Below are 17,179 nucleotides of genomic sequence, written 5' to 3'. Positions count from 1 at the left end.
GTTAGATCTCTCTCTCACGCCGGTCAGGCCGGTGCGGCGAACAGGTCGATCGGCTTGCTGCCGGGCGCCAGGGTCACGATGGCGCGCTTGGTGTCCTTGCGCTTGCCGTAGCCGGTCTTGGACCGCTTGCGCTTGCCCGGCCGGTTCGCGGTGTTCACCGACGCGACCTTGACCGCGAAGATCTTCTCGATCGCGATCTTGATCTGCGTCTTGTTCGTGTCGGGGCGCACCACGAAGGTGTACACGTTGTTCTCGATCAGCCCGTAGGACTTCTCGGAGATGACCGGCGCGAGGATGATGTCGCGGGGATCGGTGATGGTCGCCATCAGGCCGAAACCTCCTCGGATTTGGCGCTGTGAGCCTCGATGTAGGAGTTCAGAGCCTCGACGCTGAACACCACATCGTCGGCACGCAGCACGTCGTGGGTGTTGAGCTGGTCCGGGGACAGGATGTGCACACCCGGCAGGTTGCGCACGCTCTTGGCGCCCGTCTCGTCGGAACGACCGATGACCACCAGCACCTGCTTGCGGTCGGTGATCGAGCCCAGGAACGTCTTGGCGTCCTTGGTCGAGGGGGTCTGTCCGCTCACCAGCTCGGTGACCGCGTGGATCCGGCCGTTGCGGGCCCGGTCCGACAACGCTCCGCGCAAGGCGGCGGCGATCATCTTCTTCGGGGTGCGCTGGCTGTAGTCACGCGGCTTCGGTCCGTGCACCACGCCACCACCGGTGAACTGCGGCGCCCGGGTCGAACCCTGACGGGCCCGGCCGGTTCCCTTCTGCCGGTAAGGCTTACGGCCACCGCCGCTGACCTCACCACGGGTCTTGGTGGAGTGCGTCCCCTGACGGGCCGCGGCCAACTGAGCGATCACCACCTGGTGCATGAGCGCGATGTTGGCGGGAGCGTCGAACAGCTCAGCGGGCAGCTCAACCGAGCCGCTGGACTTGCCGTCCGGAGTCTTGACGTCAATCTTGATGCCAGCCATTACTTGTCACCCTTTTTGATCGCGCTGCGGACCAGGACCAGCCCACCGTTGCGGCCCGGAATGGCGCCCTTGATCAACAGCACACCGTTCTCGGCGTCAACCTTGTGCACCACCAGGTTCTGGGTGGTGACACGGTCGCTGCCCATCCGGCCCGACATCCGGGTGCCCTTGAACACCCGGCCGGGGGTCGAGCAGCCACCGATCGAGCCCGGCCGGCGGTGCACGGCCTGGGCGCCGTGACCGGCGCCCTGACCACGGAAGCCGTGCCGCTTCATGGTGCCGGCGAAGCCCTTGCCCTTGGAGGTGCCGGTGACGTCGACGTAGCTGCCGTCTTGGAAGATCTCTGCGGTCAGCTCCTGGCCGACCTCGTAGCCGGCTGCAGCCGTCTCGTCGTCGAGACGCAGCTCGGCCAGGTGCCGGCGCGGGTTGACTCCCGCGGCCGCGTACTGGCCGCTCAGCGGCTTGTTGACCTTGCGAGGGCTGATCTCGCCGTACGCGAGCTGCACGGCGCTGTAGCCGTCGCGCTCGGGGGTGCGGATGCGGGTGACCACGTTCGGTCCGGCCTTGACGACCGTGACCGGCACGACCTTGTTGTTCTCGTCGAACACCTGCGTCATGCCCAGTTTGGTACCCAAAATACCTTTGCGTGCCATGGTTTTCGGTGCTCCTACTGGATGTTGACGTCGACGCTGGCCGGCAGATCGATGCGCATCAAGGCGTCAACGGTCTTCGGCGTGGGATCGAGGATGTCGATCAGCCGCTTGTGGGTGCGCATCTCGAAGTGCTCCCGCGAGTCCTTGTACTTGTGCGGGGACCGAATAACGCAATACACGTTCTTCTCGGTCGGCAGCGGCACCGGGCCGACTACGGACGCACCGGTACGAGTGACCGTCTCAACGATCTTGCGCGCCGAGGCGTCAATCGCCTCGTGGTCGTAGGCCTTGAGCCTGATGCGGATCTTTTGTCCCGCCACGCTTCTGCTACCTCACTCCTGCAAAGGGGGTCCGGATTCCGGCCCCACTGGTCTACTCCGTGCCCCAGCTCGCCTGCACCTTCACTGACCCGTGGGTCCGGTGTCGACACTGCGCTGGGCGCTGCCGCCGCTGTTTACCTGTCCTGGTCCACCGGTCCCCGCGGTCGGGCGTGTCGCCCTTACGCGGCCTCGTGCACGGCGAAAATGCTCCGTACGGCGAGAATGGGACCGGATGCGCCCGGGTGGGCGCTGGTCGTATGCCCGGCCAGGGACAACCCCGGCGCAGGCGAACCTGAATAGTATGCCCCAGATCGGTGCAGCCGCCAAATCCCCAGCGATAGCGCTTTCGGTGCTTGGGACCGGCAGCTGTGGAGCCGCCCAGCGGCCCATATTACTTGTCGGTAAGGTAGGTCATTGTGACCGCATCGACCAGTACCTATCAAACATGGCGGCGTCTGGCGGGCATCCCCGGAGGCACCCGGCTGTTCTCGGCCGCGGCGATGGTCCGAGTGCCGTATTTCGCCTCGGTCCTGCCCCATGTGGTCCGGATGGAACCGGGGCTGGCCGAAGTGCTGGTGCCCAAGTGGCCGTTCGTCTATAACCACCTGCACACGGTTCATGCGATCGCCTCGTGCAACGCGGCCGAGGTCGCGATGGGGATGCTCATGGAGGCCACCGTCCCGCGCAGCCACCGCTGGATCCCCAAGGCGATGAATGTGGCCTACCTGGCCAAGGCGACGACGTCGTTGCGGGCGACCGCCCGGCTGGACCCGCCGGACTTCAGCTCCATCCACGACGGGGCCGAGATCGTGGTTCCGGTCAGCATCACCGACAAGGCCGGCGTCGAGGTGGTGCACGCCGACATCACCACCTGGGTGACTCCGGCCTAAGGCCCTCTCCCCCTTCGCCCCCTTCGCCGTGCGTGAAGTTGGCTTCACACTGGGAGGCCGAACGTGAAGTTGGCTTCACGCTCGGCGACATGAAAAGAAGGCTCAGCTCCGAACGGTGGCCCAGAAGTCGCACTGGTGCTCGGTGGTGAAGTCGCTGATCATCCTGCTGCCGTCGGTCCGCAGTGACATCCATCGGCGGTCACGGCCGGTACCGAGCGCCGGCCAGTCCGGCTGCCCCACGCCGATCGGCGCACCGGTCACCACAAACCCGGTCCAGTACTCGATCATCTGATCAGACAAGCGCCGCTGGGCGGCGTCCAGCGGCGACGCTCCACCGATGTCGAACAGGTAGCGCATCTCCAGCGAGTGGGTGGCGCCGATCGGAAACGGCACCTGCGCGTACAAGTCGGGGGCCGGTGCATGCGGGTCGTCGAACTCATAGCCGTACACCGGCGCACCGGCGGCCAGTCCCCGGGCCATCCGGTCCGCCAAGCAGGCGAAGATGTCGTCGGTCGCCGCAGCCGCGTACGCCAGCGAAACGCTGCCGTCGAACCGGGACGGCGGGTAGTGGTCGGCCACCGCGGCGGCGTAATCGCGGCCGAAAGTGTCCGCCAGCTCGTCGGGATACTCCCCCGCGGTGATCTCGTCGCCGACGCGCAGGTACCGCAGCGCCACAAACATCGTGAATTCGTCGCGGTTGATCCCCAACAGAATCGGCTTGTGCGCCGGACCCCCGTCGCCCGGCTGCTCCCGGAACACCTGGACCGGATCCCTGGGCAGCGATGCGGTTCCGACAACTGGTCCACTGAGACGATCCGTGCCGAACCGGGAGTACCACAGCGGCGTGGCGAATCGCTCAGGCGGCAGGGCGCGCAGGCAGGAGGCGATCTGTTCGTCAGGGCCCTGGTGGGCCGCACCCCGGTCGTCACACCCCAACGATTCGGTGTATTCGCGGCTGACACGCTGCGCCTCGGGGACCTCGACCTGAGCCTGACACGGCCCGCTCTGGATGATCGCGGCCCGAAACAGGCCGGCCGAATCCGGGGCGGCCAGGTGGTCGCAGACCGACATGCCACCGGCGGACTCACCTGCGACGGTCACCTTGTCCGGATCGCCGCCGAACTCGTCGATGTTGTCGCGGACCCAGCGCAATGCCGCCTGCTGGTCGGCCAGCCCGTAATTGCCGGGTTCGCCCAGCGCGGGGTCGGCCAGGAAGCCCAGTGCCCCCAGGCGGTAGTTGATGGTGACGACGATGATGCGACCGCGGACGGCAAGACGCTCCGCGTGATAGATATCGCCGGCACCGCGCATGAAACTGCCGCCGTGGATCCACACCATGACCGGCAATGGCTCGGCAGCCGAGCCGGTGGGTGTCCACACATTCAGCGTCAGACAGTCCTCGCTGATCGGGTCCACATCGGCCACGTCGGGCTGGACACACCACGATCCACGACTGACCGCGTCCCGCACCCCCGGCCATGCCGGCATCGGGGCGGGAGGCTGCCACCGCAGTGGCCCGATCGGCGGCGCCGCGTAAGGGATCCCTTGGAACAGACGGTGATCCGGGCCCACGGTGCCCCGCAGCAGCCCGGATCCGGTTCGCACCACATCGGAATTGAGCGCCACCGCCCGGGAGCTGACGCCCGAGTGCGACATCGCCCCGTCTGAGGACGCGCAGCCGGCAGCGAGCACCACGGCCAGCGCCAACAGCACGGCGCCGACGCTGCGACCCCGGCGGGCTGATCCGATCGACATGACCGAAGAGCCTAATCGGGGAGTTTCCCGGCAAAGCGCCGCCACGTCGGATGTCCATCCCCGACACTGGGTGACATTCAACGGATGTCAGCACTGTTGCCGAGGAGCCGGGCGTGAGCACACCGACTATCGACCAGGCGGCCCGCGTCTTCGTCGATCCCAGCGCCTACGCCGACGAGGCCCGGCTGCACGCGGCCCTGACCCAGCTGCGGGCACACCTTCCGGTGTCGCGGGTCGACCAGCGGCCGTATCGACCGTTCTGGGCGATCACCCGGCACGCCGACATCACGGCGATCGAACGCGACAACAGCTTGTGGATCAACGCGCCCCGCCCGCTGCTCGCACCCGCCTATGCCGACGACATGCAGCGCTCACTGATGGAATCCGGCATGGGTCTGCGGACCCTGATCCACATGGATGATCCGCAACACCACAAGATGCGCGCGGTCGTCTCGGACTGGTTCCGCCCCAAGGCGATGCAGACCCTGAAGCACCGCATCGACGAGCTCGCCCGGCGCTACGTCGAGAAGATGGCCCAGTGTGGGCCGGAGTGCGACTTCGTCCAGGAGATCGCCGTCAACTACCCGCTGTACGTGATCATGTCGCTGTTGGGCCTGCCGGAGTCGGACTTTCCGCGCATGCTGCGCCTGACGCAGGAGCTGTTCGGCGGTGACGACGAGGAATACCGTCGGGGTCTGACCGCCGACGAACAGTTGCCGGTGTTGCTCGACTTCTTCGGCTACTTCGGGGCGCTGACCACAGCCCGCCGCGCCCGGCCCACCCACGACCTGGCCTCCACGATTGCCAACGCGACCATCGATGGAGCGCCGCTGTCCGACGTCGACACCGCCTCGTACTACGTCATCATCGCGACCGCCGGCCATGACACCACCAGCGCGGCGATCAGCGGGGGGATGCGAGCCCTGATCGAGCACCCCGACCAGCGTGAGCGGTTGCGCGCCGAGCCCACGCTGATGCCGAGCGCGGTGGAGGAGATCATCCGCTGGGTCACCCCGGTCAAGGAGTTCATGCGCACCGCCACCGCCGACACTCAGGTGCGCGGCGTGCCGATCGCCGCAGGCGAGTCGGTCTACCTGTCCTACGTCTCGGCCAACCGCGACGAGGCAGTATTCACCGAGCCGTTCGCCTTCGATGTGGGGCGCGACCCGAACAGGCATCTGGCATTCGGCCACGGCGTTCATTTCTGCGTGGGGGCGGCATTGGCTCGCATGGAGATCAGCAGCTTCTTCGGCGCCCTGCTGCCGCGCTTGGAGGCGATCGAGCTGGCCGGCGAACCGCAGCTGGCGTCAACGACCTTTGTGGGCGGCCTCAAACATCTGCCGATCCGCTACCGGATGCGGGCCTGACTCAACAGCATTGTGGCAGCCCGGTGTGCCAGCATCGCGATGCTCGCGTGTGGACCGCGGCTGGGGATCCGGGGCAGCGCCGAACCGTCGATCACCCACAGCCCCTCAATTCCCCGAACTCGGCACTGCGCGTCCAGCACTGCGTGCACGTCGCCGTCGGAGCCGATCGGGGCGCTGCCGCACAAATGCTGCGAGGTCGACCAGCGAGGCTGTCCCGCGTCGCCGGCGAGGCTCACGAGCTCCCGCACCAGTTCCACTCCCCTGCGCAGATCGGTGAGATCGGAGGGCTCGGAGTCATAGCGGTACTCGATCCGCGGGGCCGCCCGCGGATCCCCCGGGGTCAGGCTTATCCGCCCGCGGGCACGCGGAGTCATCAGCGCCACACCCACCTGCGGTGGATCGGGTACCGCGGCCTCGCCGATTATCGAAGCGAAACCCGCTGTGTAGGGACGGATCTCCATATTGTCGTAGTGCAGCACCGACTCGAGCACCGGGCGCCCCGGCGTGCCCGGCCATGGCGCGGCCACCAACCACTCGGGATGGTCTGCACAGCGGGCGCCGACCGGGAGCTCCGCACGCACCGGGATACCGGCCGCACGCAGCATGCCCGCCTGACCGACACCGGACAGCATCAGCAGATGCGCTGAGCCGATCGCCCCGGCGCACAAGATAATTCGATCAGCAGTGAGCCTAACGACCCCCGTCTGGTCGACCACTTCCACCGCCACCGCACGCCCACCGCGGATATCGACGCGAAGCACTCGGGCCCCGGTGAGCACCCGCAGATTGGCTCGTGACAGGGCCGGCTCCAGGTAGGCGGCACCCGGCCCGGCTCGGACGCCGTCCGCCGTGACATTGAGCGGCACCGCCCCAGCGCCAACGCCCCCGTTTGCCGTCGTGTCGTTGAGATCGGCGATCCAGCCGAACCCCGAACGCGCAACGTAGTCATTGAATTGCCTTGTTCCTGTGCACATCTCGTGAGTACGGCGCACGGGAATAGGTCCGGCATCACCGTGCTGGGGGCCACCGAAGTCAAAGTCGGTCTCGATAGCGCGAAACGACTCCAGCACTTCTGCCCATGACCATCCCGGCGGGAACCCCGCAAAGTCGGACGGCAGGCCACGACAGAAGTACCCACCATTGACCGCGCCGGAGCCTCCGATGGTGGCGCCACGCACGATCGTCACGGCATTGCCCCCCGCTCCGGTCAGCTCGCCGCGATACCGCCGCACCAGCCTGCTCGCAGCACCGATCGGCAACTGCGTTGCGTCAGCGGCCTGCGCGGCCAGGGCCGGGTCGGTCAGACCGGTCCCCAACTCCAGCAGCGTCACCCTGCAGGACGGATCCGACGAGAGCAGCGCCGCCACAATCGATCCCGAGCTGCCAGCACCCACGATGAGGGCATCACTGTGCACTACCGACGCCGCCAAGACGGCCTAGCTGCGGATCTGCGGCTTGAGTGCAGACAGGTTGCGCTCGCGCACCACGCCACACCACAGGCCGGCGCCGTAGGCCAGATCATCGAGCCGCTTGAGCAGCAGATAGGCCGGCAGCCCCAGCGGCCGGGAATCGTCTTCGGAGCGCGCATGCCGCAGCCAGTCCACCACTCCTTCGGTCACCGCCGCCAGCACCAGCGCCCTGCGGCATCGTTGCGACACCAGCGCTGCCAGGAGCGCGATGGGCCAGTAGTGCCGGCACAGGGCCGAGGCGATCTGCAGACCGGCGCTGGCCAGCCCCCGCAACGTCACCATCACCACGTCGACCGGCGCCGTGTCCGGTCCCCGCATGGACTTGGCGACCCGGTGACCGGTCAGCCCCGCGATCGCCAACGAAACCAGATAACCCAGGGCAGAGCCGAGTGCCATCAATGCCCAGCCCGCCAGCGCCCACCCGGAGATCACCATGGGTGCCGCCTTGTCCGGGTGGCGGGCCGACAGCGGAGCCGCCGAACCTCCGTAAAATGCCTTGCGCGCAAACCAATCCCGCAGCTCGACCCGGTGCTCATGCGCGACCAGAGCAATCGGCTCGTAACGCAGCCTGCTGCCCGCATCGACCAAACGCCAGCACAGGTCGACGTCCTCGCCGGAGTGCAGCGCCTCATCGAAGCCACCCAGCTCGCGCAATGTCGAGGCACGGCAGATGATCGCCGCACTGGGCACGTAGGCAACCTTGCCGTAAGGGACCACGGGCGCCTCGCAGCCGCCCAGGTCCAGCGACGAACGGATGGCCTCGTAGCGGGCCACCAGGTGACCGCTGTCTGCCATGCCAACGATGCGCGGAGCCACCAAGGCCACGGCCGGGTCGCAGAAGTGGCCCAGCAGCGCCTCCAGCCAGCCTCGGCGTGGCACCACATCGGAGTCCAAGAACGCCACGAAGTCCGTCGCGGCGGCCCGGAGCCCGGTGTTGCGCGCGGCCGCCGGCCCACGGCTCTCCGGATGACGTAGCACCGTGACATCGCAGCAGTGCGCCGCGGACAGATCCTCCGGGCGAACCGGGATCTGCGAACCGTCATCCACCACGACGACACGCAGGCCACGCAGCGCAGCGATCAATCGCTGAAGACCAACGATGTTGTCGCGCACCGGAATAACAACTGTCACGTCTCTATAGGACGGCCCCCCGGCGGGCCGAGGATGAGCCACCGTGGCGTCGAGCAGAGTGCGGGCCAGTTGCGCACTGACCGAGTCGCGGACCTCCAGGCGGCCGTCGGACAGCATTCCCTGGGCGGCCGGCGCCAACCGAAGCAGCCGGGTCGGCGAGCCGCCCAGCAACGTGGACCCGCGACCCAGAACCCGAACCTTACGGTCAACCTGGACGGCGAAGCCGTCCGGCAGCCGTGCCGCCGTCACCGCAGCATCCCGTCGGGCCCGGGTGACCAGCCGTCCATGGCAGCCAAGCCGGCATCGACCATCTCGGCGAAGAGTCGTTGACCTTCGGCGATGGTCGCGGTGGTCGGGTCGCCGAGCACGCCCACTGCGCTCACCGCCGCCACCCCCCCGGCCCGCATCGCGGGAAGCAGCTGCGCCAACGGGGCGTCATTCCCCGGCCGCGCCTGGTCGAACCTCACGCTTTCGGGCGAAAGATGCAGCAGCAGTGACGTTTCGGTATGTCCGGCGTGGGCATCAGCACTGGCCACCGCGCAGGGCAGCCAGGCCACGTCACGCCCTTCGAAGCGCAGCCGCGGGACCGCATCGGCCAGCGCAGCCACATTGCCGCCATGGCCGTTGACGAACAGCACCCGCGGCGCCCAGCAACAAGCGGAGCGGCCGTACTCCACCAACAGCTCGGTCAGCGCAGGGGTACCGATCGAGATGGTGCCGGCAAAGCTCTGATGCTCCCCGCTGGCACCGTAGGCGATGGCCGGCGCCACCGCTCCGCCCCCGGTTCCGGCCAAGGCCTCAGCGAGCGCCTGCGCGATCCGGGTATCGGTGTCCAGCGGCAGATGCGGGCCGTGCTGTTCGGTCGAGCCCACCGGGACCAGCAGCGTCACCCGTCGCTGCGGCAGCTGAAGCTGGGTCTGCAGCTCGCTCCAGGTCGAGCCACCCAGCCCACCGCCAAACGCCATCGGAAGATGGTAAGCGAATTCACCTGTCGTACACCAGTTGTTGATGACGACGAGCAACGGAAATTTTGCGCTTCGCGACCCGGATCCAGCCCGTCGAATCACGTCCGTCCCGTCCGCCACGGGCGTATCAGGACCGGTGCCTGATTTCGCAGGTCGGTGAGCGAGAGACCTAGCCTGCGTCGGCCGCGGGTACGCCGAGCGCCCGGCTGAAACCGGCCGGGATCAAGATGTCGGATGGGGTCAGATCGTGCACCGACGCCCGCCCAAGGCCCATCAAAGCCGAGTCGATGCCGCCCCGCAGGATGTCCAAAACGTTCTCCACCCCGGGCTGCCCGGCCGCGCCCAGACCCCACAGGTAGGCGCGGCCGATCATCACCGCACGCGCCCCCAGTGCCACCGCCTTGACGACATCACTGCCTCGCCGGATGCCGCCGTCCAGCAACACCTCGATCTGGTCACCCACCGCCTCGGCGATGGCCGGCAGGGCGCGAATAGCCGCCGGAGTGCCGTCCAGGTTGTTTCCGCCGTGGTTGGAGACCGAGATAGCCGAAACACCGCAATCCACAGCTCGTTTGGCGTCATCCACCCGCATCACGCCCTTAAGCATGAACGGTCCACCCCACAGTTCACGCAACCAGGCGATGTCCTCCCAGGTGGGCGGAGGGGTGCCCATCCATTCCCCGTAGGCCTGGAAGAACGGTGGTCCCGCTTCGCCGCGGCCGGCCTGATTGGGCACGCGCAGGGTCGGCGGCCGCAGGGTCTTGGCCCAGCGCAGGAACCATCCCGGCCTGGTCAGAGCCTCCGGCATCATCTTGACCATGGTCTTGAGGTCCATCTTCTCCGGGATGGTGGGGCTGCCCCAGTCCCGACCGTGCGAGAAGCTCCAGTCGGTGGTGGCGATCATGCCCACCGCTCCGGCGGCACGGGCACGCTCCACGCGCTCGGCAATGGCGTCGCGACCCCCCAGCCAGTAGATCTGGAAGAAGGTCTTGGGGTTGGCCGCGATCACCTCTTCCATCGGCTTGCTGGCAAAGGACGACAAGCCCATCGCGGTGCCACGCGCCGCCGCTGCTCTCGCGACTGCCACTTCACCGTCCGGGTCGACAGCCTGGACTCCGGTCGGCGAGATCATCACCGGCATCGAAATCTCTTGGCCCATAACCGTGGTCGCCATCTCACGGTTTGCAGGGGCACCCACCACGTGCGGCGCGAATCCGAGCTCACTGAACGCCGCAACGTTGTCGCTGACGGTTAGCCCTTTCTCACTGGCGGAGATCAGCGAGGAGTAAGCAGACTTCGGAAGGCGCTTTTTGGCTCGTTCTTGGGCTATAGCAACGGTTTCGAACCAGACATCACGAGCCATGATCAGATTGGACTTTCATTGCAGAGGCGGGCCGGCGGACGCTTGGACAGCGTCAGAGGCACCACCGTGGTGATCGGCTTACCGCGGGAATGATCGGCGGCCGGGCGAGGTTTGGTGCGGTCGGCGGCAAGCGCGGGGGCGCCATAACCCTGCACACACTCTGGATCCGGCCCATCCAGGGGCAGGCCGGTGAAGAACTTGGCAGCCATGCAGCCGCCCCGGCAGCTGTCATAGTGGCCGCAGCTGCCGCAGGCCCCTGCGGACTGCGGCTCCCGCAGTTCACGAAACAGCGGGGCATGCTTCCACACGTTGTCGAAACCACCGTCGGACAACACGTTTCCGGCAAGGAAGCGGTCATGGATGGCAAATGGGCAGGCGTAGACGTCACCGACCGGGTCGATGAGGCACACCACGCGCCCGGCTCCGCACATGTTCAGCCCGGCAAGCGCGCCGGGCGCGCCCAGACCGGACAGGTGAAAGAACGAGTCGCCGGTGAGCACCCGTTCGCCATTGGCGACCAGCCAGTCGTACAGCTGGACCTGCTGTTCGGCGGTCGGATGCAAGTCATCCCAGACGTCGGCACCTCGCCCCGAAGGGCGCAGCCGGGTGATGCGCAGGGTGGCTCCGTAGCGACTGGCCAGCGCAGCGAAATCGTCGAGTTGGTCGATGTTGTGGCGGGTTGCCACCACCGAGATCTTGGCGTCGGAGAATCCGGCCGCGGCCAGGTTCTCCAGCGCCCGGATCGCCATGCCGAACGAGCCGGGGCCGCGGATCGGATCGTTGACCTCTGCGGTTGCGCCATCCAGCGAGATCTGGACGTCGACGTAGTCACTGGCTGCCAGCTTGGCCGCCACCTCAGGGGTGATCCGCAGACCGTTGGTGGAGAACTTCACGCCGACGTGATGCTCGGTGGCGTAGTCCACCAGTTCCCAAAAGTCGGCGCGCACAGTGGGTTCCCCGCCACCGATGTTGACGTAGAACACCTGCATGCGTTCCAGCTGGTCGATGATGTCCTTGCACTGCCTCGTGGACAGCTCGCGCGGGTCACGCTTGCCTGACGACGAAAGGCAGTGCACGCACGCAAGGTTGCAGGCGTAGGTCAGTTCCCACGTCAGGCAGATCGGAGCGTCGAGTCCATGCTCGAATTGCTCGATCAGGCGGGGCACCGGTGCCACGGATGTCATTGGCCCTCCCTGGGCATCAGCATCTTCGAATCCGCCAGCACGCCCAGCGCGTGCAGGTACGGACCCTGATCGGCGTCGTCCACTCCCGCCGCACGGCAGGCGGATCGAACATCACTGTGATCAGCCAAAGAACGCACCACCTCGACGATGGTGCGGTTCTTCAGGAACGACAATTTTCGGGTGCCGAAGTGGTACAGCAAGGCACCAAACGGCTCGGGACGAAGCGCCACCTGCGGGTGAAGCTCCCAGCCGCGGTCGGGGTCGAACGCGTGCACCTCCGACGCCACGGCGACCTCCGGCACGGTCAGTAGACGCCGCACATGCCGTCGATGGACACCTCTTCAACCAGGGTCTCGGCGACGATCTCGGCGGTGTCGTTCTGCTGGTTCTGGTCCATGACGCAGGCCTCTCTCACAGTGGGGTTCGACAACCGACTGTCGCGTCGGTCACAATCTCGGAACAGAATATGGCATCGGGTGCCGTAACGGAAGTGGGGTTGTCGGATGGGCGGTACTGCAGACCCGCAGTCCCGTGTCGGTCGACGTCGCTCCACCACGCCGGCGCACATCACCGACGTCGCCATCGACCTGTTCGCAACCCGCGGATTCGGAGACGTCAGCGTGGACGACGTAGCCCACGCCGCCGGCATCGGCCGTCGCACGGTATTTCGCTACTACGCGTCGAAGAACGCGATTCCCTGGGGAGATTTCGACGCCCACCTGCGCCAGCTGCGCGATCTGCTCGACGGTGTCGAACCTGCGGCTCCGCTGGCCGACGCGTTGCGCGGCGCGCTGTTGGCGTTCAACACCTTCGACGAAGGGGAGACGGCGCGGCACCGCCGGCGAATGCGGGTGATCCTGCAGACCGATGAGCTGCAGGCCTACTCGATGACGATGTACGCCGGCTGGCGCAACGTCATCGCGGAGTTCGTGGCTCGACGCGAGGGCGCCGATCCCGGCGATCTGCGTCCACGGACGGTCGCCTGGATGATGCTGGGCGTGGCCCTGAGCGCTTATGAGCGCTGGCTTGGCGACGAGTCCTTGACACTGCCGCGTGTCCTTGGAGAGGCCTTCGACGCCATCCGCGGCGGTCTGGACTGACTCCGTCTGCACTACCGCAGCGTGCCCCTGCGATCATCGAGGCACCAGCGACGTTCACCCACGACCCAGGAGTTGATACGCACGTGGCGACCCTGACCCAGTTCACCGTGCCCGAAGTGACCGACGCGGTAGCCGCGGAGATTCCGGACCGCGACATGATCGTGCAGGGTGATCGGCGCTACACCTACGCCCAGATCATCGAGCGCTCCAACCGGCTGGCGTCCTACCTGCATTCGCGCGGTCTCGGCTGCCACACTCCGCGATCTGAGCTGGCGCAGCATGAGAGCGGTCAAGACCTGCTCGGGATCTACGCCTACAACGGCCACGAGTTCGTCGAGACACTGCTGGGAAGCTTTCGGGCACGGGTGGCCCCGTTCAACGTCAACTACCGCTATGTCCGCAACGAATTGGCATACCTACTGGCCGATTCCGGTGCGACCGCGTTGGTGTACCACGCCGCATTCGCCCCCACCCTTGCCGAGGTTCTGCCCGAGCTTCCGCAGCTGAAGGTGCTGATCCAGATCGCCGACGACTCCGGCAACGCTCTCCTTGAGGGCGCGGTCGACTACGAAGCGGCGCTCGCCGACAGCTCCCCGCAGCCACCCCCGGTTCAGCCCTGCGCCGACGACCTCTACGTGCTCTACACCGGCGGCACCACCGGCATGCCCAAGGGCGTGCTCTGGCGTCAACACGACATCTTCATGGGCTCGTTCGGCGGACGAAACCTCATCACCGCCGAAGAGGTCAGCTCCATCGACGACATCGTGGGCCCGGTCCGGGCGAACCCGGGGTCCAAGCTGATGATCCTGCCGCCGCTGATCCACGGGGCCGCACAGTGGGCGGTGATGACCGCGATCAATACCGGCCAAACCTTGGTTTTCCCTTCGGTTGTGGACCACTTCGACGCCGACGACGTCGTCCGTGCGATCGAGCGCGAGAAGGTGCTCTCGGTGACCGTGGTCGGCGATGCGATGGCCCGGCCGCTGTTGGAGGCCATCCGCAAGGGCACCGCCGACGTGTCGTCGCTGCTGGTGGTCGCCAACGGCGGGGCTCTGCTGACGCCCCATGTGAAACAGCAGATCGTCGAGACGCTACCCGGCGCCATGGTGATCGATGGAGTCGGATCGTCAGAGACCGGCGCCCAGATGCGTCACATGTCGACCTCGGGGGCGGTCTCGACGGGTACCTTCGCCGGCGGGCCCGACACCTGTGTGGTGGCCGAAGATCTCGGCGCGGTGCTTGAGCCCGGCCACGAAGGCCTGGGCTGGCTCGGTCAGCGCGGCTATGTCCCGTTGGGCTACAAGGGCGATGCCGCCAAGACCGCCGCCACATTCCCGGTGATCGCCGGGGTGCGCTACGCGGTCCCGGGTGACCGGGCCCGGCACCTGGACAGCGGGTCCATCGAGTTGCTCGGCAGGGACTCGGTGACGATCAACTCCGGTGGGGAGAAGATCTTTGCCGAGGAGGTGGAGACGGCGATCGCCTCACATCCTGCCGTCGTCGACGTGGTGGTGGCGGGCAGGCCCAGTGAGCGGTGGGGGCAGGAGGTGGTGGCCATAGTCGCCCTGGCCGAGGGCGCCGCTGCCTCCGACGCCGAACTCATCGCGCATGCAGGCGGGTCGCTGGCCCGCTACAAGCTGCCCAAGGCGATCGTGTTCCGGCCGACGCTCGTCCGCAGTCCGGCCGGCAAGGCCGACTACCGGTGGGCGCGCGAACAGGCCGAACTGGGATAGGCCCTGCCGTCTCATTTGCGCGGCAGTCCGAGAATCATCTGCGCAATGATGTTCAGCTGAATCTCCTTGGTACCGCCGCCGATCAGCTCGGCCGGCGATAGCAGATAGGGCTCCACGACGGCCGGCTCGGAGTCGGCGACCATGGCCAGACGCCCCACCGTGGCCAGGGTCGCTTGGAACGTCCGGCGCAACAGGACGTTCATCGCCACCTTGGCGATGCTCGATGACGCCCCAAGCCCCTGCCCATCAAGCATGCGGATGGTCTCACGTACCCCCAGGGCCCTGATCGCGTTGGCATAGGCGTCCAGTTCCCCCAGCGCGCGCATCGCGTCGTCACGCCCGGTACCCGGTGCCGCGGCCAGGGCGCGCAGCGCCACCGCCCTGTCGTTCTCGACATATGCGCTGATAGCGGTGCGCTCTTGCGCCATGGTGGCGATGGCAAGCTGCCACCCCTCGGTGGGCTCGCCGAGCAGCATCTCGTCCGGGACGAAGACATCGGTGAGGAACACTTCGTTGAATTCGGCAGCCCCGGTGGCCTGCACGATCGGCTGGACTTCGATCCCGTCCGATCGCATGTCCACGATGAAGTAGCCGATGCCACGGTGTTTGGCCGCGGCAGGATCGGTGCGGGCCAGCAACGCTCCGTAATCCGCGCGCTGGGCGCACGAGGTCCAGATCTTGTGGCCGCTGATGCGCCACCCGCCGTCGACCTTGACCGCTCGGGTGGTCAACGACGCCAGATCCGATCCGGCACCGGGTTCGGAGAACAGCTGACACCAGGCCAGTTCGCCGCGCTGCGTCGGCGGGATCAGGCTCTGCTGCAGCGCAGCGGGAGCGGCCTGCACCAGCGACGGCAGGATCCACTCGGCGATGCCCAGCGAGGGCCGGACCAGGTCTGGCCGGTTGGCGAACTCCTCGATGATGATCAGCTGTTGCAGCGGCGACGCATTGAGCCCCCACGGCGCGGGCCACTGCGGCGCGATCAGCCCGGCTTCGGCGATGAGCGTCCGCTGGGGCCCTGTCCGGAAGTGCGCGTCATCGCCCTGACGTCCGGGGCCGTCGTTGGACAGCGCCACCGCGGCGTCGAGTGTCGCCGCGACGCCAGACCGGAACTCGGCTTCGGCGCCGCCGAGATCAACGGTGAAGTCGCGCTGCCCGGCGGCCGCCAGCTCGCCCAGTCGACGGGCCCAGTCGGTGGCGGGGCCGATCGAGGCGGCGATGCTGGTAGCGCGGCGCCAGTACAGGTGGAGATCATGTTCCCAGGTGAAGCCGATGGCGCCGAACATCGTCAAGGTGTCGAAAACGGTGTCCGGGCAGGGCGTGATCGCCACCAGAGCAGCGGTGGCGGCAGCCATCCGATGTTGTTCCTTGGTATCGGAGACGGCGCGAAGCGCGTCCCAGGCCGCGGCGCAGGCCAACTCGGCGTTGACCAACAACATGGCCGCCTGATGCTGCAGCGCCTGGAACGTTCCGATCGGCACGCCGAACTGTTCCCGGGTGCGCAGGTGCGCGGTGGCGGCCTCAACGCACCATGTGGCGATCCCTGCGCACACCGCCGCGGCGAGACCCACGGCGAGGTAGTCCGCACGCTCGGTGTCGATCCCGGCCAGGACGGCAGCAGAACTCACCGGGTAGTCGTCGAGCGTGAGGGTGGCCAAGTCGGTGAGCAGGTCCGTACCGGCGACCGGCTGGACCGCCACTCGGGATGTGTCGACCACTGCCCAGACGTCGGTGCCGTCATCACAGCCGGCGCAGATCAGCGCGAGCGTTGCCGAGCGCGCGCCCGAGATCACCTCGGAGACACCGCTTATCCGGAACTGGTCATCCGCCCGTCGCGCGGTAAAACTCGACTGGCCTGCCAGCACGACGACAGCGGGGGCGCCGGCGGCAAGGGCCGCCAGATAGCCCTCCCTCGCTGGGGTGGCGCCGGCCAAGAGCCCGACCGCCCCCGCAGTCACCGTCGACAGCAGCGGCCCCGGCAATGACACCGTGCCCGCGGCCTCCAAAATGGCAGCCACATCGAGCAGGCCACCGCCCTGCCCGCCATCGCATTCGGGCAAGTGGACGGCATGAAAACCGTGAGATACCAACTCATCCCACCAGGTGGGCAAGTGTCCTTCAGCCAGGGCGTCGAACGCGTTGCGGGTGTCGGCCATCGGCGCGTGTCGGGCAGCGAACTGGCGCAGCGATTCGCCGAGTTGTCGTTGTTCAGCGCTGAGCGTCACGCTCACGAGCTCTCCTTGGGTTCGCTGGTGGTGATCGGCCGC

17 protein-coding genes are annotated in these 17,179 nt (G+C 67.3%); 4 read left to right on the top strand and 13 right to left on the bottom strand.

Going from position 1 to position 17,179, the window contains the following annotated elements:
- Nucleotides 1-23: 23 nt before the first annotated feature.
- From rplW to rpsJ, 4 genes are read right to left on the bottom strand one after another with little or no spacing between them, the layout of a single operon-like run.
- Nucleotides 24-326, bottom strand: a complete 303-nt coding sequence (gene rplW / locus BST15_RS04845) for a 50S ribosomal protein L23 (protein WP_046188185.1) — start codon at nucleotides 324-326, stop codon at nucleotides 24-26.
- Complete coding sequence (rplD, locus tag BST15_RS04840; protein ID WP_046188184.1) at nucleotides 326-982, bottom strand: 50S ribosomal protein L4; 657 nt, start codon at nucleotides 980-982, stop codon at nucleotides 326-328. Before rplD ends, rplW begins: the two co-directional genes overlap by 1 nt.
- On the bottom strand, nucleotides 982-1,635 hold the full coding sequence (gene rplC / locus BST15_RS04835) for a 50S ribosomal protein L3 (protein WP_046188183.1): 654 nt from the start codon (nucleotides 1,633-1,635) through the stop codon (nucleotides 982-984). Before rplC ends, rplD begins: the two co-directional genes overlap by 1 nt.
- A gap of 14 nt (nucleotides 1,636-1,649) precedes the next feature.
- Complete coding sequence (gene rpsJ / locus BST15_RS04830; RefSeq protein WP_003883485.1) at nucleotides 1,650-1,955, bottom strand: 30S ribosomal protein S10; 306 nt, start codon at nucleotides 1,953-1,955, stop codon at nucleotides 1,650-1,652.
- 416 nt (nucleotides 1,956-2,371) lie between these two features.
- Here rpsJ and BST15_RS04820 point away from each other — a divergent pair, with 416 nt between their 5' ends.
- Nucleotides 2,372-2,845 (top strand): hotdog fold domain-containing protein, encoded by a 474-nt coding sequence (locus BST15_RS04820; protein WP_046188182.1) that lies wholly within the window; start codon nucleotides 2,372-2,374, stop codon nucleotides 2,843-2,845.
- Between the two features lie 102 nt (nucleotides 2,846-2,947).
- On the opposite strand, the gene BST15_RS04815 is transcribed toward BST15_RS04820, so the two are convergent.
- A complete protein-coding gene (locus BST15_RS04815; RefSeq protein ID WP_046188181.1) occupies nucleotides 2,948-4,600 on the bottom strand; it encodes a carboxylesterase/lipase family protein in 1,653 nt (550 codons plus the stop codon).
- 113 nt (nucleotides 4,601-4,713) lie between these two features.
- On the opposite strand from BST15_RS04815, the gene BST15_RS04810 reads away from it, so the two are divergent.
- Nucleotides 4,714-5,967, top strand: coding sequence for a cytochrome P450 (locus BST15_RS04810; RefSeq protein ID WP_046188180.1), 1,254 nt, complete (start codon nucleotides 4,714-4,716; stop codon nucleotides 5,965-5,967).
- On the opposite strand, the gene mftG is transcribed toward BST15_RS04810, so the two are convergent.
- The 7 genes from mftG to mftA form a co-directional block, all read right to left on the bottom strand.
- Nucleotides 5,949-7,397, bottom strand: a complete 1,449-nt coding sequence (gene mftG, locus BST15_RS04805; protein ID WP_046188179.1) for a mycofactocin dehydrogenase MftG — start codon at nucleotides 7,395-7,397, stop codon at nucleotides 5,949-5,951. The two genes, BST15_RS04810 and mftG, sit on opposite strands and share 19 nt — an antisense overlap.
- Nucleotides 7,398-7,403: 6 nt before the next feature.
- Nucleotides 7,404-8,816, bottom strand: a complete 1,413-nt coding sequence (gene mftF / locus BST15_RS04800; RefSeq protein WP_046188178.1) for a mycofactocin biosynthesis glycosyltransferase MftF — start codon at nucleotides 8,814-8,816, stop codon at nucleotides 7,404-7,406.
- Nucleotides 8,813-9,532: a mycofactocin biosynthesis peptidyl-dipeptidase MftE gene (gene mftE, locus BST15_RS04795; RefSeq protein WP_082104111.1), complete on the bottom strand. Its 720-nt coding sequence runs from the start codon at nucleotides 9,530-9,532 to the stop codon at nucleotides 8,813-8,815. The genes mftF and mftE overlap by 4 nt, the downstream gene beginning before the upstream one ends.
- 169 nt (nucleotides 9,533-9,701) lie before the next feature.
- On the bottom strand, nucleotides 9,702-10,895 hold the full coding sequence (gene mftD, locus BST15_RS04790) for a pre-mycofactocin synthase MftD (protein ID WP_046188177.1): 1,194 nt from the start codon (nucleotides 10,893-10,895) through the stop codon (nucleotides 9,702-9,704).
- A 2-nt stretch (nucleotides 10,896-10,897) separates the two neighbouring features.
- Entirely contained in the window at nucleotides 10,898-12,079 is a 1,182-nt protein-coding gene (gene mftC / locus BST15_RS04785) for a mycofactocin radical SAM maturase (RefSeq protein WP_046188176.1), read from the bottom strand.
- The gene (mftB, locus tag BST15_RS04780) at nucleotides 12,076-12,399 is read right to left on the bottom strand and encodes a mycofactocin biosynthesis chaperone MftB (RefSeq protein WP_046188175.1); all 324 of its coding nucleotides are present in this window, start codon (nucleotides 12,397-12,399) and stop codon (nucleotides 12,076-12,078) included. Before mftB ends, mftC begins: the two co-directional genes overlap by 4 nt.
- Entirely contained in the window at nucleotides 12,384-12,476 is a 93-nt protein-coding gene (mftA, locus tag BST15_RS21190; RefSeq protein WP_109370704.1) for a mycofactocin precursor MftA, read from the bottom strand. The genes mftB and mftA overlap by 16 nt, the downstream gene beginning before the upstream one ends.
- A 106-nt stretch (nucleotides 12,477-12,582) precedes the next feature.
- Here mftA and mftR point away from each other — a divergent pair, with 106 nt between their 5' ends.
- Nucleotides 12,583-13,179, top strand: a complete 597-nt coding sequence (gene mftR, locus BST15_RS04770) for a mycofactocin system transcriptional regulator (protein WP_046188174.1) — start codon at nucleotides 12,583-12,585, stop codon at nucleotides 13,177-13,179.
- Between the two features lie 83 nt (nucleotides 13,180-13,262).
- Nucleotides 13,263-14,912 (top strand): acyl-CoA synthetase, encoded by a 1,650-nt coding sequence (locus tag BST15_RS04765; protein ID WP_046188173.1) that lies wholly within the window; start codon nucleotides 13,263-13,265, stop codon nucleotides 14,910-14,912.
- 11 nt (nucleotides 14,913-14,923) lie between these two features.
- Here BST15_RS04765 and BST15_RS04760 read toward each other — a convergent pair whose 3' ends face one another.
- Complete coding sequence (locus BST15_RS04760) at nucleotides 14,924-17,143, bottom strand: acyl-CoA dehydrogenase family protein (protein WP_046188172.1); 2,220 nt, start codon at nucleotides 17,141-17,143, stop codon at nucleotides 14,924-14,926.
- Between the last annotated feature and the right edge of the window lie 36 nt (nucleotides 17,144-17,179).

The organism is Mycolicibacter arupensis (assembly GCF_002086515.1).
In the GTDB taxonomy this organism is placed as follows: Bacteria; Actinomycetota; Actinomycetes; order Mycobacteriales; family Mycobacteriaceae; genus Mycobacterium; species Mycobacterium arupense.
Note: the sequence above shows the minus strand (reverse complement) of the source record. Positions and strands in the feature narration are given on the sequence as shown.